The organism is Pseudomonas yangonensis, assembly GCF_009932725.1.
In the GTDB taxonomy this organism is placed as follows: domain Bacteria; phylum Pseudomonadota; class Gammaproteobacteria; order Pseudomonadales; family Pseudomonadaceae; genus Aquipseudomonas; species Aquipseudomonas yangonensis.
This window is the reverse complement of the sequence record NZ_BLJU01000008.1, coordinates 1-25,010: the sequence shown is the minus strand read 5'-3', so window position 1 is coordinate 25,010 and position 25,010 is coordinate 1. Positions and strand designations below refer to the sequence as shown.

The 25,010-nt window shown below is 64.3% G+C and carries 27 protein-coding genes; 18 read left to right on the top strand and 9 right to left on the bottom strand.

Going from position 1 to position 25,010, the window contains the following annotated elements; translation table 11 throughout:
• Nucleotides 1–52 precede the first annotated feature (52 nt).
• The 12 genes from flgM to GYB81_RS12575 all read left to right on the top strand — a co-directional run bounded on the left by flgM (nt 53) and on the right by GYB81_RS12575 (nt 10,401).
• Nucleotides 53–331 (top strand): flagellar biosynthesis anti-sigma factor FlgM, encoded by a 279-nt coding sequence (gene flgM / locus GYB81_RS12630; protein ID WP_161867928.1) that lies wholly within the window; start codon nt 53–55, stop codon nt 329–331.
• Nucleotides 328–774 (top strand): flagellar export chaperone FlgN, encoded by a 447-nt coding sequence (gene flgN, locus GYB81_RS12625; RefSeq protein WP_161867929.1) that lies wholly within the window; start codon nt 328–330, stop codon nt 772–774. The genes flgM and flgN overlap by 4 nt, the downstream gene beginning before the upstream one ends.
• Before the next feature lie 72 nt (nt 775–846).
• Nucleotides 847–1,398, top strand: coding sequence for a chorismate--pyruvate lyase family protein (locus GYB81_RS12620; RefSeq protein WP_161867930.1), 552 nt, complete (start codon nt 847–849; stop codon nt 1,396–1,398).
• A 96-nt stretch (nt 1,399–1,494) separates the two neighbouring features.
• Entirely contained in the window at nt 1,495–2,385 is an 891-nt protein-coding gene (gene ubiA, locus GYB81_RS12615) for a 4-hydroxybenzoate octaprenyltransferase (protein ID WP_161867931.1), read from the top strand.
• 297 nt (nt 2,386–2,682) lie between these two features.
• Nucleotides 2,683–3,372: a phosphate regulon transcriptional regulator PhoB gene (gene phoB, locus GYB81_RS12610; protein WP_003242584.1), complete on the top strand. Its 690-nt coding sequence runs from the start codon at nt 2,683–2,685 to the stop codon at nt 3,370–3,372.
• A 42-nt stretch (nt 3,373–3,414) separates the two neighbouring features.
• On the top strand, nt 3,415–4,734 hold the full coding sequence (phoR, locus tag GYB81_RS12605) for a phosphate regulon sensor histidine kinase PhoR (RefSeq protein ID WP_161867932.1): 1,320 nt from the start codon (nt 3,415–3,417) through the stop codon (nt 4,732–4,734).
• 62 nt (nt 4,735–4,796) lie between these two features.
• Nucleotides 4,797–6,137: a hemolysin family protein gene (locus tag GYB81_RS12600; RefSeq protein WP_161867933.1), complete on the top strand. Its 1,341-nt coding sequence runs from the start codon at nt 4,797–4,799 to the stop codon at nt 6,135–6,137.
• 211 nt (nt 6,138–6,348) lie between these two features.
• A complete protein-coding gene (locus GYB81_RS12595; RefSeq protein WP_161867934.1) occupies nt 6,349–7,104 on the top strand; it encodes an outer membrane beta-barrel protein in 756 nt (251 codons plus the stop codon).
• Nucleotides 7,105–7,414: 310 nt separating this feature from the next.
• On the top strand, nt 7,415–8,563 hold the full coding sequence (locus GYB81_RS12590; protein ID WP_161867935.1) for an NAD(P)/FAD-dependent oxidoreductase: 1,149 nt from the start codon (nt 7,415–7,417) through the stop codon (nt 8,561–8,563).
• A gap of 188 nt (nt 8,564–8,751) precedes the next feature.
• On the top strand, nt 8,752–9,024 hold the full coding sequence (locus GYB81_RS12585; RefSeq protein WP_003242571.1) for an HU family DNA-binding protein: 273 nt from the start codon (nt 8,752–8,754) through the stop codon (nt 9,022–9,024).
• Between the two features lie 147 nt (nt 9,025–9,171).
• Nucleotides 9,172–9,567, top strand: a complete 396-nt coding sequence (locus GYB81_RS12580) for a helicase (RefSeq protein WP_161867936.1) — start codon at nt 9,172–9,174, stop codon at nt 9,565–9,567.
• 81 nt (nt 9,568–9,648) lie between these two features.
• Complete coding sequence (locus GYB81_RS12575) at nt 9,649–10,401, top strand: hypothetical protein (protein ID WP_178101924.1); 753 nt, start codon at nt 9,649–9,651, stop codon at nt 10,399–10,401.
• Between the two features lie 19 nt (nt 10,402–10,420).
• Here GYB81_RS12575 and GYB81_RS12570 read toward each other — a convergent pair whose 3' ends face one another.
• From GYB81_RS12570 to GYB81_RS12560, 3 genes are all read right to left on the bottom strand, one after another.
• Nucleotides 10,421–11,827 carry an aminoacyl-tRNA deacylase and HDOD domain-containing protein gene (locus GYB81_RS12570; protein ID WP_161867938.1) on the bottom strand — a complete coding sequence of 469 codons (1,407 nt, stop codon included), beginning with the start codon at nt 11,825–11,827 and terminating at the stop codon, nt 10,421–10,423.
• A 91-nt stretch (nt 11,828–11,918) separates the two neighbouring features.
• A complete protein-coding gene (recG, locus tag GYB81_RS12565; protein WP_161867939.1) occupies nt 11,919–13,994 on the bottom strand; it encodes an ATP-dependent DNA helicase RecG in 2,076 nt (691 codons plus the stop codon).
• An 8-nt stretch (nt 13,995–14,002) separates the two neighbouring features.
• On the bottom strand, nt 14,003–14,932 hold the full coding sequence (locus tag GYB81_RS12560; protein WP_161867940.1) for a hydrogen peroxide-inducible genes activator: 930 nt from the start codon (nt 14,930–14,932) through the stop codon (nt 14,003–14,005).
• A gap of 189 nt (nt 14,933–15,121) precedes the next feature.
• On the opposite strand from GYB81_RS12560, the gene GYB81_RS12555 reads away from it, so the two are divergent.
• The 3 genes from GYB81_RS12555 to GYB81_RS12545 all read left to right on the top strand — a co-directional run bounded on the left by GYB81_RS12555 (nt 15,122) and on the right by GYB81_RS12545 (nt 17,536).
• Nucleotides 15,122–15,979: an NAD-dependent epimerase/dehydratase family protein gene (locus GYB81_RS12555; RefSeq protein WP_161867941.1), complete on the top strand. Its 858-nt coding sequence runs from the start codon at nt 15,122–15,124 to the stop codon at nt 15,977–15,979.
• Between the two features lies 1 nt (nt 15,980).
• Nucleotides 15,981–16,781 carry an AraC family transcriptional regulator gene (locus GYB81_RS12550; protein WP_161867942.1) on the top strand — a complete coding sequence of 267 codons (801 nt, stop codon included), beginning with the start codon at nt 15,981–15,983 and terminating at the stop codon, nt 16,779–16,781.
• A 137-nt stretch (nt 16,782–16,918) separates the two neighbouring features.
• Nucleotides 16,919–17,536 carry a LysE family translocator gene (locus tag GYB81_RS12545; RefSeq protein WP_161867943.1) on the top strand — a complete coding sequence of 206 codons (618 nt, stop codon included), beginning with the start codon at nt 16,919–16,921 and terminating at the stop codon, nt 17,534–17,536.
• 35 nt (nt 17,537–17,571) lie between these two features.
• Here the strand turns inward: GYB81_RS12545 and GYB81_RS12540 are convergent, their stop codons facing one another.
• The 6 genes from GYB81_RS12540 to GYB81_RS12515 form a co-directional block, all read right to left on the bottom strand.
• Nucleotides 17,572–18,297, bottom strand: coding sequence for a hypothetical protein (locus tag GYB81_RS12540; protein WP_161867944.1), 726 nt, complete (start codon nt 18,295–18,297; stop codon nt 17,572–17,574).
• Between the two features lie 57 nt (nt 18,298–18,354).
• On the bottom strand, nt 18,355–18,735 hold the full coding sequence (locus GYB81_RS12535; protein WP_024310054.1) for a RidA family protein: 381 nt from the start codon (nt 18,733–18,735) through the stop codon (nt 18,355–18,357).
• Between the two features lie 68 nt (nt 18,736–18,803).
• The gene (spoT, locus tag GYB81_RS12530) at nt 18,804–20,915 is read right to left on the bottom strand and encodes a bifunctional GTP diphosphokinase/guanosine-3',5'-bis pyrophosphate 3'-pyrophosphohydrolase (protein WP_143501953.1); all 2,112 of its coding nucleotides are present in this window, start codon (nt 20,913–20,915) and stop codon (nt 18,804–18,806) included.
• Between the two features lie 63 nt (nt 20,916–20,978).
• A complete protein-coding gene (gene rpoZ, locus GYB81_RS12525) occupies nt 20,979–21,242 on the bottom strand; it encodes a DNA-directed RNA polymerase subunit omega (protein WP_003242550.1) in 264 nt (87 codons plus the stop codon).
• Nucleotides 21,243–21,394: 152 nt separating this feature from the next.
• On the bottom strand, nt 21,395–22,015 hold the full coding sequence (gene gmk, locus GYB81_RS12520) for a guanylate kinase (protein ID WP_161867945.1): 621 nt from the start codon (nt 22,013–22,015) through the stop codon (nt 21,395–21,397).
• A 58-nt stretch (nt 22,016–22,073) separates the two neighbouring features.
• Nucleotides 22,074–22,937 (bottom strand): YicC/YloC family endoribonuclease, encoded by an 864-nt coding sequence (locus GYB81_RS12515; protein ID WP_161867946.1) that lies wholly within the window; start codon nt 22,935–22,937, stop codon nt 22,074–22,076.
• A gap of 175 nt (nt 22,938–23,112) precedes the next feature.
• On the opposite strand from GYB81_RS12515, the gene rph reads away from it, so the two are divergent.
• The 3 genes from rph to GYB81_RS12500 are packed head-to-tail and all read left to right on the top strand — an operon-like array spanning nt 23,113 to nt 24,976.
• The gene (gene rph / locus GYB81_RS12510; RefSeq protein WP_161867947.1) at nt 23,113–23,832 is read left to right on the top strand and encodes a ribonuclease PH; all 720 of its coding nucleotides are present in this window, start codon (nt 23,113–23,115) and stop codon (nt 23,830–23,832) included.
• Nucleotides 23,833–23,860: 28 nt separating this feature from the next.
• The gene (locus tag GYB81_RS12505; RefSeq protein WP_161867948.1) at nt 23,861–24,232 is read left to right on the top strand and encodes a DUF4870 domain-containing protein; all 372 of its coding nucleotides are present in this window, start codon (nt 23,861–23,863) and stop codon (nt 24,230–24,232) included.
• Between the two features lie 57 nt (nt 24,233–24,289).
• Nucleotides 24,290–24,976, top strand: a complete 687-nt coding sequence (locus GYB81_RS12500) for a tetratricopeptide repeat protein (protein ID WP_233787566.1) — start codon at nt 24,290–24,292, stop codon at nt 24,974–24,976.
• Nucleotides 24,977–25,010: the final 34 nt, after the last annotated feature.

The window sequence follows — 25,010 nt, the reverse complement described above, 5'->3', positions numbered from 1 at the left end:
GCCGTGCCCGGTCGCTCTTAGGCCATAACACCACGCGAGTTGGATTCGAATCATGGAAATCAGCAGGCATCTCAAGCCCAGCCTCAACCTGCCCAGCGACGCACCGGCGCAGGTGCAGAGCGCCCGTCCGCAGCCAGGCGCCAATGCCCGCACCAGCACCAGCCAGGAACCGCGTCTGGAGCAGTTGCAGGACGCTTTGCGCAGCCTGCCGGACGTCGATCTGGACAAGGTCGCTCAGCTCAAGGCCGCCCTGGCGCGCGGCGAGCTGAGCAGCGATCCGGCCGCACTGGCCGGCAGCATGCTGACCTACCACAGCGGTAGCGATGCGTGACCACTGCGCGTGAGCAACAGTTGCTGCAGATCGTCGAGCAGGACCTGCATCAGGACTGCACCGACTATCTGACCCTGCGCGGTCTGATGCAGGAGCTGTATCAGCAGTTGCTCAAGCGCGACAGCAGGCAAATCGACCTGCTCAACGAACAGATCCTGCAGCTGGTCGATCAGGCCAAGGCCCGCGCTGAGCGTCGCAGCAAGGTGCTCGCAGCTTTCCAGCTGGGCAGTGGCAGCAGCGCCATGCAGAAGCTGCTGGCGCGTTATCCACAGGCTCAGCGCAAACACCTCGAACTCACCTGGGAGCAGCTCGGTCAACTGGCCGGCCAGTGCAAGCGCCTCAACGAGCGCAACGGCAAGCTGCTGGCGATGCACCACGAGATTCTCGAACAGCTGCTTGGCGAACCGGGCGCCGGCCAGCTGTACGCGCCGCAGCCCTATTGAGCCGAGTGTGCTCCGGCCTCAAAGCGTGCCGTGCTAGACTCGCGCGCTTCCGATCTTTGGTGACTTCTCTTCGTGCCTCAGGCTGCTCTTGCTCATCCGCCGCGCTGGCTGACCCACGCCCAGCTGCATCCGCAGCCGGCTGCCGGCGTGCGCGACTGGCTGTTCAACGAGGACTCGCTGACCCGCCGTCTGACGGCGCTGTCCAATGACGGCTTCTCGGTGACCCCGCTGCAGGAGGGCTGGCAGCGCCTGCGCGTTGACGAGTGTGCGTTGCTCGGCGTGGCCGATGGCAGCCAGGGCTGGGTGCGTGAGGTGTACCTGCGCGGCCACGGGCAGCCCTGGGTGTTCGCCCGCAGCGTCGCCGCGCGCAGTGCGCTGGAAGGCTCCGGGCTGAACCTGGCCGAGCTGGGCAGTCGCTCGCTTGGCGAGCTGCTGTTCAGTGACCGCGCCTTCGACCGCGGCGAGTTGCAGGCCTGTCGTTATCCAGCGGCCTGGTTGCCGCAGGAGGTGCGCGAAGAGCGGCTGTGGGCGCGCCGTTCCTGCTTCAGCCGCGGCGCGCTGGGGGTGCTGGTGGCTGAGGTCTTTCTGCCGGCGTTCTGGCAAGCCGCCACGATCGACGCGTAGCTGCCCCCCTTAAAGGGCCGGGGTGCGGGTGACCCGAGCGCCTCGGTCGAGACGCTTTCCCCTTATAATCCGCGCAACCTGCACGGAGACGCTTCGATGTACACCCGCCTGCTGCAATCAACCACTCGCCTGCACCCGCGCGCCTGGGACTTCATTCAGCTGATGCGCCTGGACAAACCCATCGGCATCTATCTGCTGCTGTGGCCGACCCTGTGGGCGCTGTGGGTGGCCGCCGAAGGCGTGCCGAGTGCGAAGAATCTGTTCATTTTCGTGTTCGGCGTGATCCTGATGCGCGCCGCCGGTTGCGTGATCAACGACTACGCCGACCGCAACTTCGACGGCCACGTCAGCCGTACCCGAGCGCGGCCGCTGGCCAGCGGCAAGATCCAGCCGCGCGAAGCACTGGTGCTGTTCGCCGTGCTGGTGGCGATGAGCTTCGTGCTGGTGCTGTTCACCAATGCCACCACCATCTGGCTGTCTTTCGGTGGCCTGGCCCTGGCTGCCTGCTACCCCTTCATGAAGCGCTACACCTTCTACCCGCAGGTGGTACTCGGCGCGGCCTTTTCCTGGGGCATGCCGATGGCCTTTACCGCCGAGACCGGCAGCCTGCCGCCGGAAGCCTGGCTGCTGTACATCGCCAACCTGCTGTGGACCGTGGCCTACGACACCTACTACGCCATGGCTGACCGCGAGGACGACCTGAAGATTGGGGTGAAGTCCACCGCCATCCTGTTCGGCGACGCCGACCGCCTGATCATCGCCAGCCTGCAGGGCCTGGCGCTGCTCTGCCTGCTGCTGGCCGGCGCGCGCTTCGAGCTGGGCATCTGGTTCCACGCCGGTCTGCTGGTGGCCGCCGCATGCTTCGCCTGGGAGTTCCACGCGACCCGCCGCCGCGAGCCCTTGGTGTGCTTCAACGCCTTCCTGCACAACCACTGGGCGGGGCTGGCGATCTTTGTCGGCATAGTGCTGGACTACGCATTGCGTTGAGCGGGTGATGACGATCTGCTGCGCGTCGGCCCTGCTGTGTTAAAAACAGGCTCGGACCGTGACCTGTCACTGAACGTCCAAGGGGCGGCCCGAAGAGCGAGTGAAACGAGTAATGCTCATTTACTTCAGTAAAGCCGAGCGCGACCCCGACCGTTCCTCACCTGTTTCTGCCTTGTAGTGCTGCAGCTCGCAAAATCGTGACTACGCTCCAGGCACTGCCGCCTACCTGTCATATCGCTGCAATAATTCCGTTATCTAATGCGGCGCAGACAGAGAACGAATAGAGGCTGAGGCCCCATGGTTGGCAAGAACATCCTGATCGTCGATGACGAAGCACCGATCCGCGAGATGATCGCGGTGGCCCTGGAGATGGCCGGTTACGAGTGCCTGGAAGCGGAGAATACCCAGCAGGCCCATGCCGTGATCGTCGACCGCAAACCCGATCTGATCCTGCTCGACTGGATGCTGCCCGGTACCAGTGGCATCGAGCTGGCCCGACGCCTGAAGCGCGACGAGCTGACCAGCGATATCCCGATCATCATGCTCACCGCCAAGGGCGAAGAAGACAACAAGATCCAGGGCCTGGAGGTCGGCGCCGACGACTACATCACCAAGCCCTTCTCGCCGCGTGAGCTGGTAGCCCGTCTCAAGGCCGTGCTGCGCCGTGCCGGCCCCAGCGACAGCGAGGCGCCGATCGAGGTGGGCGGCCTGCTGCTCGACCCGATCAGCCATCGTGTCACCATCGACGGCAAACCGGCCGAGATGGGCCCGACCGAATACCGTCTGCTGCAGTTCTTCATGACCCATCAGGAACGCGCCTACACCCGCGGCCAGTTGCTCGACCAGGTGTGGGGTGGCAACGTCTACGTCGAGGAGCGCACCGTCGACGTGCATATCCGCCGCTTGCGCAAGGCCCTCGGCGATGCCTACGAAAACCTGGTACAAACCGTGCGCGGGACTGGGTATCGTTTCTCCACGAAAGGTTAATCGCGGGCGCGGTGCTTTTGCGCACTCGCGCTTCTCACAAGGATGCGCTTCATCGTGAATCATGACTGGCGTGGCGCCGTTGTGCGCCGGCTGTTGCTGTTGATCGGCGCCTGCCTGCTGCTGGGCTTCATCACCGGCGAGTACGCCTGGGTGCTGGCCTTTGGTCTGGCCATCCACCTGGGCTGGACCCTCAGCCAACTGCTGCGCCTGCATAAATGGCTGCGTGAGCACAAACCCGATGAGCCGCCGCCGGATGGCTACGGCCTGTGGGGCGAGGTGTTCGACAGCATCTATCACCTGCAGCGTCGCAATCAGAAGGCCCGCGGCCGCCTGCAAGCGGTGATCGATCGTGTACAGGAGTCCACCGCGGCGCTCAAGGATGCCGTGGTGATGCTCGACAGCCAGGGCAATCTGGAATGGTGGAACCGCGCCGCCGAGACCCTGCTGGGCCTCAAGACGCCGCAGGACAGTGGTCAGCAACTGGCCAACCTGGTGCGCGATCCACGTTTCAAGGAGTACTTCGAACGCGGCAATTACGCCGATGCGCTGGAGATTCCTTCGCCGGTCAACGACCGCCGTCGTCTGCAGTTCCATATCACCCGTTATGGCAATCGCGAGCACCTGCTGCTGGTGCGTGATGTCACCCGCCTGTATCAGCTGGAACAGATGCGCAAGGATTTCGTCGCCAACGTCTCCCACGAGCTGCGCACGCCGCTGACGGTGATCGCCGGCTACCTGGAAACCCTGCTGGACAACGTCGAGGCAGTCAATCCGCGCTGGCTGCGCGCGCTGCAGCAGATGCAGCAGCAGGGCGCACGGATGCAGACCCTGCTCAACGACCTGCTGCTGTTGGCCAAGCTGGAGGCCACCGACTACCCCTCGGACAACCAGCCGGTGGCGGTCGATCTGATGCTGTTGTCGATCAAGAACGATGCCCAGGCGTTATCCGGTGATCAGCTGCATCGGATCAGCCTGGAGGCCGATCCGCACCTCAAACTCAAAGGGAGCGAGGCGGAGCTGCGCAGCGCCTTCTCCAACCTGGTGTTCAATGCAGTGAAGTACACCCCGGCCGGCGGCGATATCCGCATTCGCTGGTGGGGCGACGAGCAGGGCGCGCACCTGGCGGTCAGCGATACCGGCATGGGCATCGAGGCCAAGCATTTGCCGCGCCTGACCGAGCGCTTCTACCGGGTCGACTCCAGCCGTGCCAGCAACACCGGCGGCACCGGTCTCGGCCTGGCCATCGTCAAGCACGTGCTGTTGCGCCATCGTGGCAATCTGGAAATCAGCAGCGTTCTCGGCAAGGGCAGCACCTTTACCTGCCATTTCGCCGCAGCGCAGGTGGTGCAGCGCGCGCGCTGAATGCTTGCATTCGCCACGACGAAGCTCCAACCTCTAGCGATCATTGGCCAATCCGAACCTCCATGGACCCCTCTGCGAGTCTCCCCGCTTCTGCCTACTTTGCCGATTTCGGCCTCATGCTGTTTGCCCTGTTTCTGGTTCTGCTCAACGGCTTCTTCGTCGCTGCGGAGTTCGCCATCGTGCGTCTGCGCGCGACCAAGGTCGACGCGCTGGCCGAGGCTCACGGCTGGCGCGGGCACATCCTGCGCACCGTACATAATCAGATGGATGCCTATCTCTCGGCCTGCCAGCTGGGCATCACCCTGGCGTCGCTGGGCCTGGGCTGGGTAGGCGAGCCGGCCTTCGCCGAGTTGCTCACGCCGCTGCTGGTGGCGGTGGGCGTCGAGTCACCGAAGCTGATTCACGGCATCGCCTTCTTCACCGCGTTCTCGATCATTTCCTACTTGCACATCGTCATCGGCGAGCTGGCGCCCAAGTCCTGGGCCATCCGCAAACCCGAGCTGCTTTCGCTGTGGACAGCCGCGCCTCTGTACGCCTTCTACTGGCTGATGTATCCGGCGATCTTCGTGCTCAATGCCAGCGCCAACGCCATCCTGCGCATCGCCGGGCAGGGTGAGCCGGGGCCGCACCACGAGCACCACTACAGCCGTGAAGAACTCAAGCTGATTCTGCATTCCAGCCGCGCCACCAGCGACAACGACCAGGACCTGCGCGTGCTGGCGTCGGCGGTGGAGCTGGGCGAGCTGGAGGTGGTGGACTGGGCCAACTCGCGTGAAGACCTGATCTTCCTCGAGTTCAATGCCAGCCTGGATCAGGTATTCGCCACCTTCCGCCGACACAAGTACAGCCGCTACCCGATCTTCGACGAGAGCAAGGGCGAGTTCGTCGGCGTGCTGCACATCAAGGACCTGCTGCTGCACCTGTCCTTGCTGGAAATGCTGCCGTCGGCGCTGAAGCTGGGGGACCTGATGCACCCGCTGGAGCGCGTCAGCCGGCACATGCCGCTGTCGCAATTGCTTGAGCAGTTCCGCCAGGGCGGCGCACATTTTGCCCTGGTCGAGGAGGCCGACGGCAAGGTGATCGGCTACCTGACCATGGAGGATGTGCTGGAAGCGCTGGTGGGCGATATCCAGGACGAACACCGCAAGGCCGAGCGCGGCATTCTCGCCTACCAGCCGGGCAAGCTGCTGGTGCGCGGCGACACGCCGCTGGCCAAGGTCGAGCGCCTGCTCGGCGTCGACCTCGACCATATCGAGGCCGAGACGCTCGCCGGTCTGATCTACGAGACCCTCAAGCGCATGCCCGAGCAAGAGGAGGTGCTGGAAACCGATGGCCTGCGCATCATCGTCAAGAAGATGAAAGGGCCGAAGGTGGTCCTGGCCAAGGTGGTCAAGCTGGACTGAATTGGCAAAGCGCCACGGCCGGAGAAAATACGGCCAGAGGGGCTCGTCCATTCGGTCAGCTTTTTTTCTTCAAACCCAGGCCTGTTCAGGTCCCGTTCAGTTTCGCGACCGCCTGTCAGGCTTGGCGAATCACTCGTTGCATCGACAGTCTAGGTACTTGCGTCCCACCTCTGGGTGGTGGCGCTCGTCAATCATTGCCAAGGAAATCGTCATGCAGCTGTCCAGCATAACCCCCAAAGCAACACTCGCCCTTTGCCTGGCGGGCGCTTCGCAGGCCTACGCAGACTCGGTCACCGACCCCATCTCCACCTTCGGTGTCATCGCTTCGCACAACCAGTACAAACTCACCGTGGACGATGAAAGCGACAAGGAACGGCTCAATCAGGGCGGCCTGTTCTACCACTTCGGCAACAAGCTGACCGGACAGGAAGGCTTCATCTACCAGGCCGGCATCGAAGGCCAGTACCGCGACAAGGACGATGTGGAATACAAGTCCGCACGTGCCGATATCGATCTGGGTATGCGTGCCGCACTGAGCACCAACAACTACGTCGATCTGATCGTCGGTGGCGGCTACGACTGGGGCCGTATCGAGCAGGATGATGTCGGCCCGTTCGACAGCAACGTCAAGCTGACCAGCAAATCGCCCTTCGCCAAGGCCGGGCTCGGCTACAACTACCTGACGCCGGACTACACCCTGCGCCTGGAAGTGGGCGCGCGTTATTCCATCGACTCCGAGGCGCGCCTGAAGGTCGACGGTGACAGCGACTCGGTGGACCTGAAGAACAAGGTCAACCCCTACGGCGAGCTGACCATGCTGTGGAACAAGGGCATCAACAACCTGCCGATCAGCACCAGCCTGTACTACACCCAGACCCGCTACGAGCTCGACAGCAACAGCGAGCTGGCTGAGCGCAGCAAGCTCAAGCAGGAGCAGGTCGGCCTGCGCGTCGGTCTGGCGTTCTAAGCCAAGCCGCACTTGAAGAACCGCCCGCGCTGTCGGGCGGTTTCCCCTCGCTGTTGTTCACCGCGCCGCTGCATCCGTGTATGCCATCCCCAACCTCTGTCTGGCTTGCCGAGCCGCTTCTGGCCAGCTGCTGCCCGATCCAGTAGGGTGTGAATCCGCCACCGCCCGTGAAGACCTGTCACCTGACTGACACGGTCCTGGAGAGCTGTGGCCGAGGTCGACTTCGAACCTATCGAGCGCCCCTGAACCTATGAATCAATGGTGACGGCCAGCAGGCCGTTGCGTCGTTTGTGTAGCGAGGAATCACAGCATGAGTGCACCAGTCGTCATCGTCGGGACCGGCCTGGCCGGCTACAACCTGGCCAAGGAATGGCGCAAGCTCGACACGCAGACGCCCCTGCTGCTGATTACCGCCGACGACGGGCGTTCCTATTCCAAACCGATGCTGTCCACCGGCTTCGGCAAGAACAAGGATGCCGATGGCCTGGCGATGGCCGAGGCCGGCGCCATGGCCGAGCAGCTCAACGCAGAGATTCGCACCCACACCCGCATCACCGGTATCGACCCCGGCCACAAGCGCCTGTGGATCGGCGAGGAGGCCGTGGCGTATCGCGATCTGATCCTGGCCTGGGGCGCCGAGCCGATTCGCATCCCGGTGGAAGGTGACGCGCAGGACGCGGTATTCCCGATCAACGATCTGGAGGACTACGCGCGTTTTCGCGCCGCCGTGGCCGGCAAGCGTCGTGTGCTGATCCTCGGTGCCGGCCTGATCGGCTGCGAGTTCGCCAACGATCTGACTGCCGGCGGCTACGAGGTCGAGTTGCTGGCGCCCTGTGAGCAGGTGATGCCCGGGCTGCTGCATCCGGCTGCGGCGTCCGCCGTCCAGGCTGGCCTGGAGGGGCTGGGCGTGCTTTTCCACCTCGGCCCGGTGCTGGCCAGCCTCGATCGTCAGGGCGATGCGCTGCAGGCGACGTTGTCCGATGGCCGTCTGATCCCGTGCGACGCAGTGGTCTCCGCCGTCGGCCTGCGCCCGCGGACTGCGCTCGCTGCGGCTGCCGGTCTCGACATCAACCGTGGCGTGATGGTCGACCGCCACCTGCGCACCTCGCACGCCAATATCTACGCCCTGGGTGATTGCGCCGAGGTCGATGGTCTCAACCTGCTTTACGTCATGCCACTGATGGCCTGCGCCCGTGCCTTGGCCAAGACCCTGGCCGGCGAGCCGACGGCGGTCAGCTACGGGCCGATGCCGGTGACGGTCAAGACGCCGGTGTGTCCGCTGGTGGTTTCGCCGCCGCCGCGTGGGCGCGAGGGTCAATGGACGGTCGAAGGCAGCGGCAGCGATATCAAGGCGCTCTGCCGCGAGGCTTCCGGAGCTCTGCTCGGTTATGCCCTGACCGGCGCCGCGGTGCAGGAGAAACTGGCCCTGAACAAGGAATTGCCCGCGCTGCTGGCATGATCGCCTGCCGTTCTGTCGGATACGCCACGAATTTGCCTGGTTAAAGTGGCGGGCGACACTGGCGCAGCGCGATGCGGCATGCCATTCTCCCAAGGGTCTGCCGCAGCGCAGAGCTGTTGCGGCGCCTTGGGCGCTGTTCTGGAAGAACAGCACGGACACAACAACAAAAAACCGTCAAAGAGGCATCTATGCGTAAACCGGAACTCGCCGCCGCCATCGCCGAAAAGGCTGATCTGACCAAGGATCAGGCCAATCGTGTACTCAACGCCGTACTGGAAGAAATCACCGGTGCATTGAACCGCAAGGACAGTGTGACCCTGGTTGGCTTCGGTACATTCGTCCAGCGCCACCGTGGTGCCCGCACGGGCAAGAACCCGCAAACCGGCCAACCGGTGAAGATCAAGGCCAGCAACACCGTGGCCTTCAAGCCGGGCAAATCCCTGAAAGACGCGGTCAACTGAGCCCGCTGCCCGGAGCCGCTCGGCTCCGGGAACCCTAAGCAGCCTGGTTACCCCACCGTCATCGCAGCCATGCTTTCGACAGGCTGTAGTCCTGCGGAAAAACCACTACAATGCGCGCCCATCATCTTCGATCACGAGGGCCTGTGCATGAAATTCCGTTTTCTTTTGTGGATGCTGGGTCGCCTGATGGCCAAGGCCAGCCGTGAAAACCCGGCATTCCGCCAGCAGCTCGAAGGTCGCGACATGGTCTTTCAACTGCACACCCTGGATGGCAAGGTTGCCCGCCACTTCATCGTCGCCGGTCAGCGTGTCACCAGCAAACGCGGTGTGGCTCAAGCGCCTGCTTTCGCCATTGGTTTCAAGGACGCCGTCTACGGCTTCGAGACCATGACTGCGAAGAACAAACAGCTGGCCTTCATGCAGGGTATCCAGAACAAGGACATCCAGATCCAGGGCAATCCGGCACTGGTCATGTGGTTCCAGGGGCTGACCAAGTACCTGACGCCGAAGAAGAAGATCGAAGCACCGAAAAAGGCTGCCTGATAGCACCAGTTCGCGTCGCGTCTGGCCGCGACGCTACGCTTTGGTTAGGCTGCCAGGCACGTTCCTGTGGAAAGCCTGAGCATGCGCCTTTTCCTCCTGCCCCTGCTGTTGCTGGTCGCCGTCACTGCGCGAGCCGAGCCGGCCTCCGCCAAAACTCTGTTGCCGTTGTTCGAGCTGGCGGGTATCCACTTACTCTGCGAGCAGAGTGCGCCGTTGTTGCAGCGCGGCCAGACTGATGCCGAACAGAAACGCCTTGCGCAGCTGTTCGCAAGCGAGGCGTTCTGTCTCGAACTGGCTGAACGGGTCGGCTCCCGTTTCGATGCTGCGCAAGCCGAGCAGGCGCATGAGCGTCTCGACAGCCCGCTGGCGCAGCGCTTCACCGCGGCCGAACGTGCAGTCGGTGAGCAGCCGCAAGGGCTGGCTGAATACCGCCAGCGATTGCAGGCACAGCCGCCACGAGGCGCGCGTCTGGAACTGGTCAAACGCCTCGATGCCGCCGCGCGCACCACCGAACTGGCCAGCCTGCTGCGTTACGAAGTCGGCAAGACCCAGGCGCTACTGGCGCTAAGGGCGCGGGGGGAAAGCCTCAGCGAGGCCGAGCTGCAGGCGCAGACGCAGAAGCAGGCCGACGCCATCCGCCAGTCCAGCGGGCAGGCGGTGGAAACCTTCATGTTCTATGCCTACCGGCAGATGCCCAGCGATCAGCTGGCCGAGTATGCGGCGTTATACGAGCATCCCAGCGTCAGCCAACTGCTCACCGTCAGTCTGGCGGTTCTGCCGCAGCTGTTCGCCGAGCGCCGCGAGCAGTTGCGCAAGACGGCGAGCAAGCGGTAATTACCGGGCCGGACGCCTGTCAGTGCGAATGCTGAAACTGCGCCGCGAGTTCGCGCAGCGCGACTTCGGCACTGAGCACCTTGCTTACGGCGTCCTCGGCTTTTTCCCGGCTAAGCCCCAGAGCCTCGAACAGCTCATCGGGAATCTCGCTCTGTGGTCCGGCGCCGATGCCACGGTTGCGCAGCAGGCTGACGGCCAGGCACACCAGGTTGGGGAAGGCGGCGTTGTCGCCGGCGTAGCTCGGGTCGTGCTGGAAGCGCAGGGCGCTGGCCAGCTCTTCCGGCATATCCCAGTGACGCATCAGCCAAGCGCCGATCTGCTCGCGGGTGATACCCAGCAGGTGCTGCTCGATATGGCTGTGCGACAGATGCGGGTTGACCTCCAGATGCCGGCAGATCAGCGAGAAGTGCGGCGGGAAGACGTGCGCCAGGACCATATAGCCGAAGTTGTGCAGCAGACCGGCGAGGTAGGTCAGGCCGGCTTCCGGGCGCTGCGCGCGGGGCATGGCGCGAGTCAGGCCCTCGATCACTGCAGCGGTATAGATCGCCTGCTGCCAGTAGGGCGTGGCCTGCTGCGGTTGATCCTTGGGCAGGCTCAGGGTCTTGCCCAGCGCCAGGCCTAGCGCCAGGTTGATCACCAGGTCGAAGCCCAGCACGCGAACGATGGCGTCCTCTACCGAACGGATCTTGCCGGGTGCGGCGTAATAGGGCGATGCTGCCCAACTGATCACCTGGGCCGCCAGCGCCGGGTCGGTTTCCACCACGCCGGTGATGTCGTCCACCGTGGCGTTGGGGTCGACCCGCAGCTTGATGATCTTCTGGGCGGTTTCCGGCAGCGGCGGAATCTCGATGGTTTCTTCCAGGCGCTGCTGAATCCGGCGTGCGGTAAAGGCGCGCACGGCCTGGGTGATCTCCTCGCGGTCATCATGCGGGCGATCCAGGTTCGGCCTGATCGCGCTGACCGGCTCACCGAAACGCGCCGCGCTGGCCTTGCTCAGCAGGGTCTTGAAGGCTTCGGTGGGAATTTCCAGCAGCACACCGGGCAGGCCGGAATCGATCAGCAGGCTGGGGACCTGCAGCAGGCGTTCTTCATAGAGGCAGGGCGAACTGGTCAGCGGCGGCAAGCCGGGCAGGGCGGCCAGATTGTGCTTGCCGAGCATGCGCTCCAGACGCTCCGGTTTGACCGCGGTGAGCTGGCGCCCGGTCAGTTCCGCCAGGCGCGACAGATCCAGCAAGTGGCTGCGCGGGTAGAGCACCAGCAGGGCGCCAACGGCGTCGTCTACCAGCACGGCCTGCAGGCGCGCCTCGCTCGGCTGGCCCGGGCGCTCGGCACGTACCTGATAGGGCACGGCGAGTTTCTCCAGCAGTTGCACGATCACGGCGGGCGGTTGCGGATTGGCGTTGGCGGCGAGGGCGACTTCAGTCATATCGGTATCCAGCGTTGGCGCATGTGCCTCGGAGTATAACCAGCGAGGCTTTGTGCAAAGGTTCGTGGCGACGGCTGTCCTGTGAACAGGTTCACACTTGACCGTATTGCTGGCCGTGACGCAACCAGCGCTCCAGCAATGGAGCCACATGTTGTGGCCAATGTTCCAGAAGTGCCTGCGCGGCATCGCGCACGGCGGGCAGCAGGTCGGCGTCGCGCATCAGGTCAGCGACCTTGAATTGCAGCAGACCGGTCTGCCGCGTACCGAGCATTTCCCCGGGGCCGCGCAGCTCCAGATCCTTCTCGGCGATGACGAAACCATCGGTGGTCTCGCGCATGATCGCCAGGCGTTCGCGGCCCAATTGAGACAATGGCGCGTGATAGAGCAGCACGCAATGACTGGCGGCGCTGCCGCGACCGACCCGGCCGCGCAGCTGGTGCAGTTGCGCCAATCCCAATCTTTCCGGGTTCTCGATGATCATCAGGCTGGCGTTGGGCACGTCGACGCCCACCTCGATCACCGTGGTGGCCACCAGCAGCTGCAGGTGGCCCTGCTTGAACTCGTCCATCACCGCGGCCTTTTCGGCCGGTTTCATGCGCCCGTGGATCAGGCCTACGCGCAGCTCGCCGAGCGCGGCGGAGAGTTCCTCGAAGCTGGTTTCCGCGGCCTGGCAGGTGAGTTCTTCCGATTCCTCGATCAGGGTGCACACCCAGTAGGCCTGGCGTCCCTGTTGGCAGGCGTTGCGCACCCGCTCGATGACCTCGTCACGGCGGCTGTCGGCGATTACCAGGGTGTTGACCGGGGTGCGCCCCGGCGGCAGCTCGTCGAGGATCGAGGTGTCCAGATCGGCATAGGCGCTCATCGCCAGGGTGCGCGGGATGGGCGTGGCAGTCATGATCAGCTGATGCGGGCTCAAGCGTCCGTCGATGCCTTTCTGGCGCAGGGCCAGGCGCTGCTGTACGCCGAAGCGGTGCTGCTCGTCGATGATCACCAGGGCCAGACGCCTGAACTTCACTTCGTCCTGGAACAGGGCGTGGGTGCCGACCACCATCGGGCAACCGCCGGCGATCTGTTCCAGCGCGCTGGCGCGCGCCTTGCCCTTGAGCTTGCCGGCCAGCCAGGCGACATCCAGGCCCAGCGGTGCAAGCCATTTGCTGAAGTTGAGAAAGTGCTGCTCGGCGAGAATTTCGGTCGGTGCCATCAGCGCCACCTGATAACCGGCCTCCAGCGCCTGTAATGCAGCCAGGGCGGCGACCACCGTCTTGCCGGCGCCGACATCACCCTGCACCAGACGCAGCATGGGTTCGCTCTGCGCCAGGTCATAGGCGATCTCGGCGCCGACGCGCTGTTGCGCGCCGGTGGGGGCGAAGCCGAGGTTGTCGAGATACTGCTGCGGCAGCCTCTTCGCTGGCGGCAGGGCCGGCGCCTGTTGCGCGCGCACCTGTTCGCGCAGACGCTGCAGCGACAGCTGGTGGGTCAGCAGCTCTTCGAAGGCCAGGCGATGCTGGGCCCAGTGACGGCCTTCGGCGAGCTCTTCGAGATCGGCGTCCGGCGGCGGTCGGTGCAGGTAGCGGATGGCCTCATCCAGCGGCGCCAGGCGATAGTCGCGGGCCAGTTCGTCAGGCAGCCAGTCCGGCAGGCTGCGGGGGCCCAGGCGCGCCAGTGCCTGCTGACTGAGCTGGCGCAGGCGCTGCTGAGTCAGGCCTTCGGTGGTCGGGTAGATGGGGGTCAGGCTCTGTTCCACCGGGGCCGGCTCGTCGCCGCTCTGCGCGCGGTATTCCGGATGGTAGATCTCCAGGCCGGTGGCGCCGGGGCGTACCTCGCCGTAGCAGCGCAGCGCCGTGCCGCGTTTGAGGCCTTCCTTCTGCGCCTGGCTGAAATGGAAGAAGCGCAGGCTCAGCGTGCCGCTGCCGTCCTGCAGACGCACCAGCAGGCTGCGCCGCCGACCCATGACCACGTCGGCACCGGCGACGATGCCCTCGACCACCGCATCCTGCCCCGGTCGCAGTGCCCCGATGGGGGTGATGCGGGTGCGATCCTGGTAGCGCAGTGGCAGGTGGAACAGCACGTCCTGCAGGTTTTCCAGGCCGACCTTGGCCAGTTTTTCCGCCAGCGCGGCGCCTACGCCTTTCAGCGCAGTGACGGAAACCGCTGACAGCTCGCTCACGTCCGGCCTCAGGCGCTCTTGGTCTGCGGGCTGCGGGCGACCGAGCAGAGGCGGATGGAGTCGGCCAGCACTTCGATGGCGTTGGGCCGCGGGAAGCTGGCGCGCCAGGCGATGGCCACGGTACGGAACGGCACTGGCGCGCTGAGCGGACGCACTTCGATCACGCCTGGCGCATAGTGATGGCTGTCCACCGCCGAGAACGGCAGGATCGACACGCCCAGGCCGGAGGCGACCATATGGCGGATGGTTTCCAGCGAGCTGGACTCCACCGTGGTGTGCTTGCCGTGGTCATCGCCGCCCTTGCGCAGGGTCGGACAGGCTTCCAGCACCTGATCGCGGAAGCAGTGGCCTTCGCCGAGCAGCAGCAGGCTCTTGTCGTTGAGCAGCTTGGTGTCGATGGTTTCCATCGCTGCCCAGGGGTGGCCGGCCGGCAGGAGAGCATAGAACGGCTCGTCGTACAGCGGCTTGGTCAGTACATCGGCCTCCTGGAATGGCAGGGCGATGATGATGGCGTCCAGCTCACCGGTGCGCAGCTTGTCGCGCAGGATGTGGGTGAAGTTCTCCTCGATGTACAGCGGCATGTCCGGGGCGACCCGGTGCAGCTGCGGAATCAGATGCGGGAACAGATAAGGGCCGACGGTGTAGATGGCGCCGATCTTCAGCGGCGCGGCCAGCTGGTTCTTGCCGACCTGAGCCAGCTCGCGAATGCCCTGGGCCTGTTCCAGCACCTTCTGTGCCTGGGTAACGATGCCTTCGCCGACCGGGGTCAGGCGTACCGCGCTCTTGCTGCGCTCGAAGATCAGCACACCGAGCTCATCCTCCAGCTTCTTCACGCCGACCGACAGGGTCGGCTGGCTGACATGGCAACGCTCGGCGGCGCGGCCGAAATGCTGTTCCTGGGCGAGGGTGACGATATAGCGCAGTTCGGTGAGGGTCATAGTGTTTATCCATTAAGTTGCTGCCAAGCATAGCCTTTGCAAACAGATGAACCAACCGCGCTAATAGACTGTTGCAAAACTATCTCGACTTGCGCCTCTGCGCTGTCCTATCTCCAGCCTCCATGCCCTCCGCTGACGACTTCAAACGGGCTGTTACACTGCGCCTTTGCTTAAGTCATGGAGAACAGCATGTCGGGATGCAACAGCCTGCTGATTGCCGGGTGCGGGGACGTCGGTACCCGTCTTGGCCTGCGTATGGCCGAACAGGGTTGGCGCGTGCTGGGCATGCGCCGCAACGTAGCCGCGCTGCCTGCTGCGATCGAACCGCTGGCGGGCGATCTGCATGCCGATGCCTGCCCGCCGGATTGGCCGCAGGGGCAGCTGGACTATCTGGTGTACTGCGCGGCCGCCACCCAGCACGATGAAGCCGGCTACCGCGCCGCCTATGTCGATGGCCTGCGCCGCGTGCTGGGCTGGCTGGCGCTGCATGGCCAGCGACCGCGGCGCATCCTGTTCGCCTCCAGCAGCGGGGTGTATGGGCAGCAGGACGGCGAATGGGTAGACGAGGAATCTGCGGCCGAAGCCCAGAGTTTTTCTGCGGTGATCATGCGCGAGGCCGAGCGCGTCGCGCTCGACAGCGGCCTGCCTGCGACCACGGTGCGCCTGACCGGCCTCTACGGCCCTGGCCGCGAGTGGTTGCTGGGGCAAGTGCGCGGTGGCTACCGGGTCAACGAGACGCCGCCGCTCTATGGCAATCGCATTCATGTCGATGACGCAGCGGGGCTGCTCGCCACGCTGCTGCAGGCGGACGCTGCGGGCATACCCCTGGCCGATTGCTATCTGGGCGTCGATGACGAGCCGGCGCCGCTGCACGAGGTGGTGGCCTGGTTGCGCGAGCGCCTGGGCGTCAGCCATTGGAGCGACGAGCAGCGCGTGCGCCGCGCCGGCAGCAAGCGTTGCAGCAATGCCCGCGCCCGCGCCCTTGGCTGGGCGCCGCAGTATCCCAGCTATCGCGAGGGTTATGCGGCGATCCTCGCCGAGCGCTGAGATGGACGCCAACAGTCTGCTGGCCAAGCCCTGGCTGCCGGGCGTCGAGCTGTTCCACGCCGACTTCTCCGGTCAGGCGTTCGGCCGCCACAGCCACGATGCCTTTGCCATCGGTGCCATCGTGCGGGGTGTCGGGGGCTACCAGTGCCGTGGTCAGCGCTATGCGCTGCCTGCCGGCACCCTGTCGCTGATGAATCCCGAGGAGCCGCATACCGGGCATGCTGAGTCGGCGCGGGTCGTCTATCGCATGCTTTATATCGAGGAATCGCGTCTGCCCGCGCTGCTCGGGCGCAAGCGTCTGCCCAATGGCTTCAGTACACTCAATCGGCATGACGACGGTCAGGTCGCGGCAGGTCTGGCGCGGCTGGCCGGCGAGTTCGAGCGGGGCGATGCGCTGGCGCTGGAGAGTGAGCTGCTGGCGCTGTTGGAGCTGGTGTTCGTGCGTCACGGTGGCTTGCGCGAGGTGCGCCCGGCATTTCGTGACAGCGGGGTGACGGCGTACCTGCGCGATTACCTGGAAGCGCACTACGCCGAGGCCGTCAGTCTGGAGCAGCTGGCCGCACTGGTGCAGCGTCACCCACGCCACCTGATCGAAGCCTTCCGCCGTGCCTATGGCGTGCCGCCGCATACCTATCTGCTGCAGCGCCGGGTGCGAGAGGCCAAGCGCAGGTTGCTGCAGGACCAGACGCTGGCCGAGGTTGCGCTGGGCCTGGGCTTCTACGACCAGGCTCATTTCAACGGCGTTTTTCGCCGCTTTACCGGGGTCACTCCAGGCCGTTTTCGCATGCTGGCGCAAGCCTGATGCGGCGCGGTTGCGGCATCGGGGCGCCTCACATGCAGGACTAAACAGCCTCGACCAGCGACGCTGGCGAGCCTGACTTTCTTCCAATACAGCGCTACCGGTCATTGTCGACACTGCCTCCGCCAAACGGAGGTTTCATGTTCGCGCTGTTTCTGCTGGTTGCCGGTACTCATTTCGCGGCCTTGCTGTCGCCGGGGCCGGACTTTTTTCTGTTGATTCGTACCGCGCTGACGAAAGGACGGCGCCAGGCCGATGGTTGCGCCTGTGGCATCGCCCTGGCCAACCTGCTGAGCATGCTGCTGGTACTGTTCGTCCTGGCGTTGTTGCCTGCCGAAGGCAGCTGGCTGTGGCGCGGCTTGCAGCTTGTCGGCGGGCTGTATTTCGCCTGGGTCGGTCTGCAGGCGCTGGCTTCGCAGCGGGAGCTGATGCTGCCGCAAGGCGATCAGCCGAAGCTGGGCGGGGTGTGGAAAGGCATGCGCCAGGGGCTTCTGGCCAGCAGCCTCAACCCCAAACTGCCGCTGTTCTATGTCGGGCTGTTCGGGGTGCTGCGCGAATCGGCGATGCCGGCCTGGGGGCTGGGTCTGGCAATGTTGTGGATGACCCTGGTGGTGCTGTTCTGGGATCTGGCGCTGGTGCGCCTGCTTGATCAGGCACGCTGGCGTGGCTGGTTGCAGCGTCGCGTGCGCTGGCTGGACCGTGGCTGTGGCGGCTTGCTGCTGGTGCTGGGTGGCTGGTTGTTGCTGGGTGCCTTGTAGCGTGGCGCCGCTCCTTGCCGGGCGGCGCATTGCGATCAGCGGCGCTTGAGCAACCAGCGCTGCGGGCCGGGCTGGTACTCGGGCATCTCGTCGAACTGTGCGCGGTTCTGCGCTTCGAAGATGCGCAGCTGATTGCCTTCATGAACGAACAGCCAGGGGCTGCCCTGCTCGCCGGCCTGCAGCCAGATGCTGTCATGTTCGCCGCTCATGGCCGCGCAATCACCCGCCAGGCACAGGGCGAAGCGTTCGGCGCCAGGCAGGCCCTGGACCTGACCGTCGCTGTTGAAGCGCACCAGGCCACCCTGGCCGAGACCTTCCTCGATCAGCCAGTCGCCGCCCAGGTAGTCGCGGTACAGCGCCTGTTCGAAGCTGCTGCCCAGCGCTTTGGACTCGCCGGAAACACGGGCGAAGTGCTGTTCGGGCCAGTAGCCGCTGGCGATCTGCACCAGTTCGCCGTTCTGAATGGCAAGCTGCTCCTTGTAGTCGCCATAGAAGGTTACCTGCCAGCGGCCTTCCCCTGCGCTCTGCAGCCTGCCCTCGGCCAGTTCGAAGCCGTTGCTGTAGCTGGCCTGGCGTTGCTCCGGGTCGATCTGCCATTCGAGGTTGGGGCCGTAGGCGAGCAGAGCTTCGCGCAGACGACCGCTTTCGCGTGCGGCGTCGATGGCCGCCTGGTTGATCCAGGTTCCGCTCGGGTCGTTGTTCGGCGCGCTGGCGCAGCCGCCGAGCAGGGCGGCCAGTAACAGCAGAGCAAGCAGACGCATGGCGATCTCCATGCCGGGGAACGGGGAGAGCGGGGCCTGGTGCCCCGCTCGAATGACTTACTCGATGACCAGGATGGCGTCCATTTCCACCTGTGCACCCTTCGGCAGGGCGGCCACACCGATGGCGGCACGGGCCGGGTAGGGTTGCTCGAAGTAGCGGCCCATCACCTCGTTGACCTTGGCGAAGTGCGAGAGGTCGGTGAGGAAGATGTTCAGCTTGACGATGTCCTTGAACGAGCCGCCGGCGGCTTCGGCAACGGCCTTGAGGTTCTCGAACACCTGCACGGTCTGTGCTTCGAAGCCTTCGACCAGCTCCATGCTCACCGGGTCCAGCGGGATCTGGCCGGACATGTAGACGGTGTTGCCGGCCTTGATCGCCTGGGAGTAGGTGCCGATGGCGGCGGGGGCCTTGTCGCTGGTGATGACGGTCTTGCTCATGAATCGCTCCTTGTGAGAACTGGCTGGGTCGAGCGCCCAGCCTACAGAATCGAAATAGGGGAATTGTGTCAGGCGCGTACTCGGGTGATACGCATCACGCCCTTGAGCGCGCGCAGTTTCTTGATCACGCGGGCCAGGTGCACGCGGTCATGCACGCTGACCACCAGCTGCACGACGCTGATGCGGCCGTCGCGTTCGTCCATGCTGATCTTCTCGATGTTGCCATCGGCGGCATTGACGCTGCTGGCCAGCAGGGCGATCAGGCCGCGCTGGTGTTCCAGCTCGACGCGCAGTTCGACGTTGAATTCGCCGGTGACATCCTTGGCCCAGTTGAGCTGGATGCATTTTTCCGGATTGTGGCGGATGTCGACGATGTTCCGACAGCTTTCCATGTGCACCACCATGCCCTTGCCGGCGGACAGGTAGCCGACGATGGGGTCGCCCGGAATCGGCGTGCAGCACTTGGCGTAGCTCATCACCAGGCCTTCGGTGCCACGGATCGCCAGCGGCCCTTCGCTGCTCGGCAGGGTCTCGTCGCCACTCTCGGCCAGCAGACGACGGGCCACGACATAGGCCATGCGATTGCCCAGGCCGATGTCTTCGAGCAGATCCTCGATGACTTCCTGGCGGTATTCGCCGAGCACCGCCTGTACGCGCTCGGGGGCAATCTTCTCCAGGTGCGTGTCGAAGCTGGCCAGGACCTTGTTCAGCAGGCGTTCGCCGAGGCTGATGGATTCCGAGCGGCGCTGCTGCTTGAGGGCGTGGCGGATGTGCGTGCGCGCCTTGCCGGTGACCACGAAGTTGAGCCAGGCCGGATTCGGACGGGCGCCCGGCGCGGTGACGATTTCCACCGTCGAGCCGCTTTCCAGCGCCTGCGACAGCGGAGCCAGGCGGCGGTTGATGCGGCAGGCGATGCAGGTATTGCCGACGTCGGTATGCACCGCGTAGGCGAAGTCGACCGCGGTGGAGCCTTTCGGCAGCTCCATGATGCGGCCCTTGGGCGTGAACACGTAGACCTCGTCCGGGAACAGGTCGATCTTCACGCTTTCGATGAACTCCAGCGAATTGCCGGCGCGCTGCTGCAGTTCCAGTACACCCTTGACCCACTGCCGTGCACGGGCATGGTTGCCCTTGGGCACCTCGTCGTCGTTGGACTTGTACAGCCAGTGCGCGGCGATGCCGTTGTTGGCCATCTCTTCCATCTCGCGGGTACGGATCTGGATCTCGATGGGCACGCCATGCATGCCGAACAGCGTGGTGTGCAGCGACTGGTAGCCGTTGGCCTTGGGAATCGCGATGTAGTCCTTGAAGCGGCCAGGCAGCGGTTTATACAGGTTGTGCACGGCGCCGAGCACGCGGTAGCAGGTGTCGACCTTGTCGACGATGATGCGGAAGGCGTAGACGTCCATGATCTCGTTGAACGCCTTACGCTTGCCGCGCATCTTCTGGTAGATGCTGTACAGGTGCTTCTCGCGGCCGATCACCTCGCCTTCCATGCCTTCGCGCTGCAGGCACATCTGGATCGATTCCTCGATCTTGGCCACGATTTCCTTGCGGTTGCCCCGAGCGCGGCGTACGGCGGCGCGGATGCGCTCGGAGCGCATCGGGTGCATGGCCTTGAAGCCCAGGTCTTCGAATTCCACGCGCATGTTGTGCATGCCCAGCCGGTTGGCGATGGGGGCGTAGATTTCCAGGGTTTCCTTGGCGATGCGCCGGCTCTTCTCGTGCGGCATGGCATCGAGGGTGCGCATGTTGTGCAGGCGGTCGGCGAGCTTGACCAGAATCACGCGGATGTCGCGGGCCATGGCCATGGCCATTTTCTGGAAGTTCTCGGCCTGCGCCTCGGCCTTGGTCTCGAAGTTCATCTGGGTCAGCTTGCTGACCCCGTCGACCAGTTCGGCCACGGTTTCGCCGAACTGCGCGTTGAGCGCTTCCTTGGCGATGCCGGTGTCTTCGATGACGTCGTGCAGCATGGCGGCCATCAGGCTCTGATGATCCATGTGCATGTCGGCGAGGATGCTGGCCACGGCCAGCGGATGGGTCACGTAGGCTTCGCCACTGCGGCGGCGTTGGCCATCGTGCGCCTGTTCGGCGTAGAAGTAGGCTCGGCGGACCAGGTTGACCTGATCATGGCCGAGATAGGCCGAAAGCCGATCGGCGAGAGCGTCTATGCCAGCCATGGGAGACTCTCCCGTTGGCAGCTGTGGCCCTGCGCCGCGCGACTTCGACCCGGCATCATCGACTTACAGAGGCTCGTTGGCCTCTTCCTCGAAGGCAGCGAACAGCGGTTCTTCTTCGACGATGTCTTCCTGGGCGACCACTTCATAGTCCACCAGGCCGGCAGCGATTTCGCGCAGGGCAACCACGGTGGGCTTGTCGTTTTCCCAAGCCACTTTCGGCTCTTTGCCGCCGGTGGCCAGCTGGCGCGAACGCTTGGTCGCGAGCATGACCAGTTCGAAGCGGTTATCAACGTTGTCCAGGCAATCTTCGACGGTAACGCGAGCCATGGTGTTCCTCGTAACTTGTGCGGATAAGCTTGGCCCGAGCGGGCGAGCGGACTGAGAATTGTAGCGTAGCTACAGGCTACAGGCTACAGGCTACAGGCTACAGGCGATCCCGCTTTGGCCTGCCGCCTGTAGCTTGCCGCCTGCAGCCGCTTTCAGGCCAGCAGTTCACTGAGCAGGCCGGCATGGCGCTGCTGCTGCTGAGCCTGGGCCAGCTGGTTGCTGCGGAAGATGGCTTTCAGATCGCTCAGGGCGTGATTGAAGTCATCGTTGATCACCAGGTAGTCGTACTCGACGTAGTGGCTCATTTCGCTGACCGCCTCGCGCATACGGCGCTCGATGATCTCGCCGCTGTCCTGGCCGCGGTTGGTCAGGCGATGGCGCAGTGCTTCCTGGGTCGGCGGCAGAATGAAGATGGACTTGGCCTGCGGCATCAGCTTGCGCACCTGTTGCGCGCCCTGCCAGTCGATCTCCAGGATCAGATCGAAGCCTTCGGCCAGGGTCTGCTCGACCCACTTCTGCGAGGTGCCGTAGAAGTTGTCGAAGACCTGGGCATGCTCGAGGAACTCGCTGCGCTCGATCATCGCGCTGAACCGTGCATGGTCGACGAAGTGGTAGTTGACTCCGTCCACTTCGCCCGGGCGCATGGCGCGGGTGGTGTGGGATACCGAGACGCGAATCTGCGGCTCGCTCTCGATCAGGGCCTTGACCAGGCTGGTCTTGCCGGCGCCCGAGGGTGCGGAAACGATATAGAGGGTGCCGGTGGTGATGGCCATGAAAGAAGCGTCCTGAAAAACGTTGAGCGAAAGAAAGATAGCAGCCGTCTGGCTGGCGTTACTCGATATTCTGCACCTGCTCGCGCATCTGCTCGATCAACACTTTCAGGTTGACCGCCGCCTGCGTGCTGCGCGGGTCGAAGGCCTTGGAACCGAGGGTGTTGGCCTCGCGGTTGAGCTCCTGCATCAGGAAGTCCAGGCGCCGCCCGGCAGCTCCGCCGGCCTTGAGCACGCGACGCACTTCGCTGACATGGGTGCTCAGGCGATCCAGTTCCTCGGCCACGTCGCTCTTCTGCGCCAGCAGCACCAGCTCCTGCTCCAGACGTTGCGGGTCGAGCTCGGCCTGCATCTCGGCGAAGCGGGTTTCGATCTTCTGGCGCTGGCCGGCGAGCATCTGCGGCACCAGTTCGCGTAGGGCAGCGACTTCATCGAGGATGCTGTCGAGGCGCTCGTTGAGCAGCTTGGCCAGCTCGGCGCCTTCCCGGGCGCGGCCGGTCTTGAGCTCGCCCAATGCCTGGTCGAACAGCTTCAGCGCGGCGGCGTTGAGCGCTTGCGGGTCGGCCGAGTCGGCCACCAGCACGCCAGGCCAGGCCAGCACTTCCAGCGGGTTGAGCGGCGCCGGTTGCTGGATCAGCGCGGCGACCTGTTCGGCGGCGGCGATCAGCTGGCGCGCCCGCTCGCTGTCGACCTGCAGTTGCTTGCCGGCACTTTCCTCGGCGAAGCGCAGCGTGCATTCCACCTTGCCGCGCGAAAGGCCCTGGCGCAGCGCCTCACGCACCGCGCCTTCGAGATCGCGGAACGCGTCGGGCAGGCGCAGGTGCGGCTCGAGGTAGCGGTGGTTGACCGAGCGCAGCTCCCAGCTCAGTGTGCCGTGGGCGGTTGCCTGCTCGCTGCGGGCAAAGGCCGTCATGCTGTGAACCATGGGATACCTCGCGAAAGTCGGCTCGAAAAACGCAGGATTGTAGCGCAGCGCGCCTGCCCATTTCATGTGCAGGCGATCAGGCCTGCGGTCAGTCGCTGCCAATTCGGCATGTCGTCGCGGCCGACCGCCCCCTATAATGCGTGCTGTTTTCACTTAACGAAGTAGGTATCGCTCGATGAAACGTCCCAGTGGCCGCGCCGCCGATCAGTTGCGCTCGATTCGCATCACCCGCAACTACACCAAGCATGCCGAGGGTTCGGTACTGGTCGAGTTCGGCGATACCAAGGTGATCTGCACCGTCAGCGTCGAATCCGGCGTGCCGCGTTTTCTCAAGGGTCAGGGCCAGGGTTGGCTGACTGCCGAATACGGCATGCTGCCGCGCGCCACCGGCGAGCGTAACCAGCGTGAGGCCAGCCGCGGCAAGCAGGGTGGCCGCACTCTGGAAATCCAGCGCCTGATCGGTCGCTCGCTGCGCGCTGCGCTGGACATGAGCAAGCTGGGCGAGAACACCCTGTACGTCGATTGCGACGTGATCCAGGCCGATGGCGGCACCCGCACCGCCTCCATCACCGGCGCCATGGTGGCGCTGATCGATGCGCTGAAGGTGCTGAAGAAGCGTGGTTCGCTCAAGGGTGAGCCGCTCAAGCAGATGATCGCTGCCGTATCGGTCGGCATCTATCAGGGCGAGCCGGTGCTGGATCTGGACTACCTGGAAGATTCCGCCGCCGAGACCGATCTCAACGTGGTGATGACCAATGCCGGTGGCTTCATCGAAGTGCAGGGCACGGCCGAGGGCGCGCCGTTCCAGCCCGATGAGTTCAACGCCATGCTGGCCCTGGCGCAGAAAGGCATGGACGAGATCTTTGAACTGCAGAAGGCCGCTCTGGTCGACTGAAACCCGTAACCGAGCAAGGAGCACCAGGATGAACGACGATATGCAAAACCCGCTTCCGACGCCCAGCCAGGAAGCGCGCCAGTGGGCCATGTTCTGCCACTTCGCCGCATTTCTCGGCCTGGTGTTCCCCTTCGGTAATCTGCTCGGCCCGCTGATCGTCTGGCAGATCAAGAAGGACTTCGACCCCTTCGTCGACGCCCAGGGCAAGGAAGCGTTGAACTTCCAGATCAGCGTGGCGCTGGCTGCGGTGGTCTGCTTCATCCTCATGGTGGTGGTGATCGGCTTCCCGCTGCTCATGCTGCTGGGCCTGGCGGCGCTGGTGCTGACCATCATCGCCGGGATCAAGGCCAACGAAGGGCAACCTTATCGTTACCCCTTCAGTTGGCGGTTAATCAAGTAATTGCATAGGAAGTGATCGGAAGGGCGACCTCTTCCGTGTCAGGGAAGGACAGGTTTGATGAATGGGCGAATGTTGGTGCTGGCGTGTTTTCTGGCAGCGCTGGTCGGGTGCGGTGACGCCGCTCGGACGCTGGCCGAGCAGGCGAAACTGCAGGCCTTGAGGATCGAGGCTGCGCAACTGCATGACGCGGGACAGTCGCGGCAGGCGATTGCCAAGTTCGAAGAGGTGGTCAATAGCTCGGCTGCAACGGATGCGGAGAAGGCCCATGCGCTTCGCTTCATCTCGCTGGGCTATTACGAGCTGAATGACTTTCCGCGCTCAGGCGAATACGCGGCCAAGGCTGCAGCCTACTATCCACAGGGTTCCTACGATTACCTGGTGAATATGGCTGACGCCGATCTGATGCAGGGCAGGGTGCCGGAAGCCGCCACCAAGCTCGAGCAGGCACATGCGCTGGAGCCCCGCGGTCTGGCAGCCAATAACGTGCTGGGCCTGCTCTATCTGGGCGATAACGGCGAGCAGTACTCCGATCATCGCAAGGCGCTTGCCTATAACCAGGCTGCTTTCGAGATCGAGCCGGGTCGTATTACCCAGATCGCACTGGTGCGTAACTACCTGGTGCTAGAGGACTATGAGCAGGCTCATGTCCATCTGCTCGATCTGAGTCAGCGCTATGCCGATGATGCGTACATACGCAATCTGTTGGTGCAGGCTGAGAGTGGTTTGAAGCAGAATCACGAGTGAAAAAAAGCCGGCGTATCAGAGCGTGTGAAAACGC

What these genes read in the sequence shown, in the direction of transcription:
- flgM (WP_161867928.1), top strand. Translation starts at nt 53, where the DNA reads ATGGAAATCAGCAGGCATCTCAAGCCCAGCCTCAACCTGCCCAGCGAC.
- ubiA (WP_161867931.1), top strand. Translation starts at nt 1,495, where the DNA reads ATGTACACCCGCCTGCTGCAATCAACCACTCGCCTGCACCCGCGCGCC.
- phoB (WP_003242584.1), top strand. Translation starts at nt 2,683, where the DNA reads ATGGTTGGCAAGAACATCCTGATCGTCGATGACGAAGCACCGATCCGC.
- phoR (WP_161867932.1), top strand. Translation starts at nt 3,415, where the DNA reads ATGCGCTTCATCGTGAATCATGACTGGCGTGGCGCCGTTGTGCGCCGG.
- GYB81_RS12600 (WP_161867933.1), top strand. Translation starts at nt 4,797, where the DNA reads ATGGACCCCTCTGCGAGTCTCCCCGCTTCTGCCTACTTTGCCGATTTC.
- GYB81_RS12595 (WP_161867934.1), top strand. Translation starts at nt 6,349, where the DNA reads ATGCAGCTGTCCAGCATAACCCCCAAAGCAACACTCGCCCTTTGCCTG.
- GYB81_RS12590 (WP_161867935.1), top strand. Translation starts at nt 7,415, where the DNA reads ATGAGTGCACCAGTCGTCATCGTCGGGACCGGCCTGGCCGGCTACAAC.
- GYB81_RS12585 (WP_003242571.1), top strand. Translation starts at nt 8,752, where the DNA reads ATGCGTAAACCGGAACTCGCCGCCGCCATCGCCGAAAAGGCTGATCTG.
- GYB81_RS12580 (WP_161867936.1), top strand. Translation starts at nt 9,172, where the DNA reads ATGAAATTCCGTTTTCTTTTGTGGATGCTGGGTCGCCTGATGGCCAAG.
- GYB81_RS12575 (WP_178101924.1), top strand. Translation starts at nt 9,649, where the DNA reads ATGCGCCTTTTCCTCCTGCCCCTGCTGTTGCTGGTCGCCGTCACTGCG.
- GYB81_RS12570 (WP_161867938.1), bottom strand. Translation starts at nt 11,827, where the DNA reads ATGACTGAAGTCGCCCTCGCCGCCAACGCCAATCCGCAACCGCCCGCC.
- GYB81_RS12560 (WP_161867940.1), bottom strand. Translation starts at nt 14,932, where the DNA reads ATGACCCTCACCGAACTGCGCTATATCGTCACCCTCGCCCAGGAACAG.
- GYB81_RS12555 (WP_161867941.1), top strand. Translation starts at nt 15,122, where the DNA reads ATGTCGGGATGCAACAGCCTGCTGATTGCCGGGTGCGGGGACGTCGGT.
- GYB81_RS12550 (WP_161867942.1), top strand. Translation starts at nt 15,981, where the DNA reads ATGGACGCCAACAGTCTGCTGGCCAAGCCCTGGCTGCCGGGCGTCGAG.
- GYB81_RS12545 (WP_161867943.1), top strand. Translation starts at nt 16,919, where the DNA reads ATGTTCGCGCTGTTTCTGCTGGTTGCCGGTACTCATTTCGCGGCCTTG.
- GYB81_RS12540 (WP_161867944.1), bottom strand. Translation starts at nt 18,297, where the DNA reads ATGCGTCTGCTTGCTCTGCTGTTACTGGCCGCCCTGCTCGGCGGCTGC.
- GYB81_RS12535 (WP_024310054.1), bottom strand. Translation starts at nt 18,735, where the DNA reads ATGAGCAAGACCGTCATCACCAGCGACAAGGCCCCCGCCGCCATCGGC.
- spoT (WP_143501953.1), bottom strand. Translation starts at nt 20,915, where the DNA reads ATGGCTGGCATAGACGCTCTCGCCGATCGGCTTTCGGCCTATCTCGGC.
- rpoZ (WP_003242550.1), bottom strand. Translation starts at nt 21,242, where the DNA reads ATGGCTCGCGTTACCGTCGAAGATTGCCTGGACAACGTTGATAACCGC.
- gmk (WP_161867945.1), bottom strand. Translation starts at nt 22,015, where the DNA reads ATGGCCATCACCACCGGCACCCTCTATATCGTTTCCGCACCCTCGGGC.
- GYB81_RS12515 (WP_161867946.1), bottom strand. Translation starts at nt 22,937, where the DNA reads ATGGTTCACAGCATGACGGCCTTTGCCCGCAGCGAGCAGGCAACCGCC.
- rph (WP_161867947.1), top strand. Translation starts at nt 23,113, where the DNA reads ATGAAACGTCCCAGTGGCCGCGCCGCCGATCAGTTGCGCTCGATTCGC.
- GYB81_RS12505 (WP_161867948.1), top strand. Translation starts at nt 23,861, where the DNA reads ATGAACGACGATATGCAAAACCCGCTTCCGACGCCCAGCCAGGAAGCG.
- GYB81_RS12500 (WP_233787566.1), top strand. Translation starts at nt 24,290, where the DNA reads ATGAATGGGCGAATGTTGGTGCTGGCGTGTTTTCTGGCAGCGCTGGTC.